Annotated in this window: 3 protein-coding genes; all 3 read right to left on the reverse strand. The window is 63.5% G+C overall.

Going from position 1 to position 2,628, the window contains the following annotated elements; all coding sequences use genetic code 11:
* Window positions 1–229 precede the first annotated feature (229 nt).
* The 3 genes from tnpC to tnpA all read right to left on the reverse strand — a co-directional run bounded on the left by tnpC (window position 230) and on the right by tnpA (window position 2,573).
* The gene (gene tnpC, locus BM374_RS37670) at window positions 230–1,708 is read right to left on the reverse strand and encodes an IS66 family transposase (RefSeq protein ID WP_092304024.1); all 1,479 of its coding nucleotides are present in this window, start codon (window positions 1,706–1,708) and stop codon (window positions 230–232) included.
* A 122-nt stretch (window positions 1,709–1,830) separates the two neighbouring features.
* Window positions 1,831–2,187, reverse strand: a complete 357-nt coding sequence (gene tnpB / locus BM374_RS37675) for an IS66 family insertion sequence element accessory protein TnpB (RefSeq protein WP_092304020.1) — start codon at window positions 2,185–2,187, stop codon at window positions 1,831–1,833.
* A complete protein-coding gene (gene tnpA, locus BM374_RS37680) occupies window positions 2,184–2,573 on the reverse strand; it encodes an IS66-like element accessory protein TnpA (RefSeq protein WP_092304022.1) in 390 nt (129 codons plus the stop codon). Before tnpA ends, tnpB begins: the two co-directional genes overlap by 4 nt.
* Between the last annotated feature and the right edge of the window lie 55 nt (window positions 2,574–2,628).

Consider the following 2,628-nt stretch of genomic DNA (forward strand, 5'->3'; position numbering starts at 1 on the left):
TGATCCGACACGAAGTCAAGCGACCAGCGGTCATTCGGCGCCATCGCCACCGTCATCGGCGCCCGGGTCCCGATCGCCCGCTTACGGCCGCCACGACGACGCACCGCAAGCCTCTGCGCGGCGGCAATCAGGGTGAGACTCCGTATTGCCTCACGTATTGATGCTCCCGGGCGCGATCGGTTGCCTCATTTATTTTGCTCCTGGCTTGGGTTGAGGGTAAGCGCTGTTTTCAGGCCACAGCTTTGAGGTCGTGACGGCGATAGGCCCACGGGAGCAACTGATCGATGGCGCTATTCGGATGGCCATTGACGATCCTGGTGAGCGCGTCGGTCAAGTAGGCGAGCGGATCGACGTCATTCAGCTTACAGGTTTCAACCAGCGCGGCGATGATCGCCCAATGCTCGGCACCACCGTCGGAGCCTGCGAACAGTGCGTTTTTCCGGTTGAGCGTGATCGGACGGATCGAACGTTCGACGACGTTGTTGTCGAGCTCGATACGGCCATCATCGATAAAGCGCGTCAGACCTTCCCAGCGTGAGAGCGCGTAGCGGATGGCGTCGGCCAGCTTGCTCTTTTGGCTGATCAACGCGAGCTTTGCGCGGAGCCACCGTTCGAATGCTTCCGCCAGCGGTCGGCTTTTCTGTTGCCGAACGAGACGGCGCTCCTCGGCGCTGCGGCCACGGATGTCCTTCTCGATGGTATAGAACTCGGCGATATGCTTGAGCGCCTCGCCCGCAATGGGCGCGGGGCCAGGGGCGGCAAGTTCGTAGAAGTTACGCCGCATGTGTGCCCAGCAGAATGCAAGCTGGACGTCGCCACGCTCAGCCAGCTTGCCATAGCCGGCGTAGCCATCGACCTGCAGGATCCCCTTGAAGCCTGCCAGATGGGCGATTGGTCGGTCGGCCTTGCGGTCGGGGGCATAGACATAGGCGACGCCCGGCGGATCGGCGCCGCCCCAGGGCCGGTCGTCCGCCGCATAGGCCCAGAGCTGACCGGTCTTGGTACGCCCGCGGCCAGGATCGAGCACCGGCATCGTCGTCTCGTCGGCGAACAGCTTTGGCCGTTGCCTGAGCTTGCCAAGGAGGCGCTCATGCAACGGACGCAGGTGGAAGGCTGCCTGCCCCACCCAGTCCGCCAGCGTCGAACGATCGAGCTCAATGCCCTGGCGGGCGTAAATCTGCGCCTGCCGGTAGAGTGGCAGGTGATCGGCATATTTGGAGACAAGAACCTGGGCGACGGTGGCCTCGGTCGGTAGTCCGCCCTCGATCAATCGGGTCGGGGCCGGCGCCTGCATGACACCGTCCTCGCAAGCACGGCAGGCGTATTTGGGACGCCGAGTCACGAGGATCCGGAACTGCGCCGGGACTAGGTCCAGCCGCTCGCTTCTATCCTCGCCGATCCGATGTAACTCGCCTTGGCAGCAGGGACAGATCTTATTGTCGATGTCGATAACGACCTCGATCCGCGGCAGATGCGCCGGCAAGGCGCCACGGTTGCCGCGGCGCTTGCGAGCCCGCGCATCACCGCCTTCAGGTGCGCTGACGTCCTGCGCCGTCTCGCCGTACGCTGCCACCTGCTCGACATCTTCCAGACCTAGCAGCATCTGATCTTCAGGCAGCGTCTCCGCCCGCCGGCCAAAACGATGTCGCTGTAATTCCTTGATGATCTGACGCAGCCGTTCGCTTTCGCACCGCTCGGCAAGCAGCATCGCTTTCAGCGTCTCAGGATCGTCAGGCAGGGCGTCGCTCACACCCAATTCAGAGCATATTCGCCGCCATCTGGCGACGCGTCCGACGCTCCTGATTCACTTCGCCGCAGCGCCGCCAACAACTATCCCGCTTGTGTTGGCGCCGGCGTTGCCCGTGCTTCATGCACAAGCCGCCAGTCGAGCCCTTCCAGCAGCGCCGACAATTGCGCCGCCGACAGACGCATCACGCCGTCCTCGATCTTCGGCCAGCGGAAGATCCCATCCTCGAGCCTTTTGGCGAACAGGCACAAACCCGTTCCGTCCCAGAACACCAGCTTGATCCGATCCGCCCGCTTGGCCCTGAACACATAGACAGCTCCCGAGAATGGGTCAGCCCCCATGCTCTCGCGCACCAGGGTCGCAAGCCCCTCCATGCCCTTGCGGAAGTCTACCGGTTTGGTCGCCACCATCACCCGGACCGCACCCGACGGACCGATCACTGGCTCGCCTTCAGCGCCCGAACGATCGACGCAATCATCGTTGCGTCCGCACCACGACCGGCCCGGATCGTGATGCCGTCGACTTCGATCTCAATGATCCCGGCAGCATCCGGCTTGGGCTTGCAACGCACCGGTTTGCGCTCACGGCCAAGAGCGGCCGCCGGCACTACGGCATCCACCACCGCCGGCACAAATTGTACTTCTTCTGCTTCGGAATGACCGTCCGCTGCTTCTCGCAACTGACGGCGCCAGCCAAACAACTGCTGCGGCGACAATCCATGCCGTCGCGCTACCGAACACACCGAGTCGCCGCTCGCCACGATCTCCGCAACAATCCGCGCCTTGTCTGTCGCGCGGCGATCAGGATGGAAGGCAGCGTCAATCAAGGTGAGAGAGTTTCGCTGGGCTCGTGACGGAGGGAGGGCGTAGCCCGACCGGAGT

This window comes from Bradyrhizobium sp. Ghvi (assembly GCF_900115265.1).
Classification (GTDB): Bacteria; Pseudomonadota; Alphaproteobacteria; order Rhizobiales; family Xanthobacteraceae; genus Bradyrhizobium.

Excerpts from the sequence above, each read along its gene's own strand:
- tnpC (WP_092304024.1), bottom strand. The coding sequence starts at position 1,708 with ATGCTGCTTGCCGAGCGGTGCGAAAGCGAACGGCTGCGTCAGATCATC.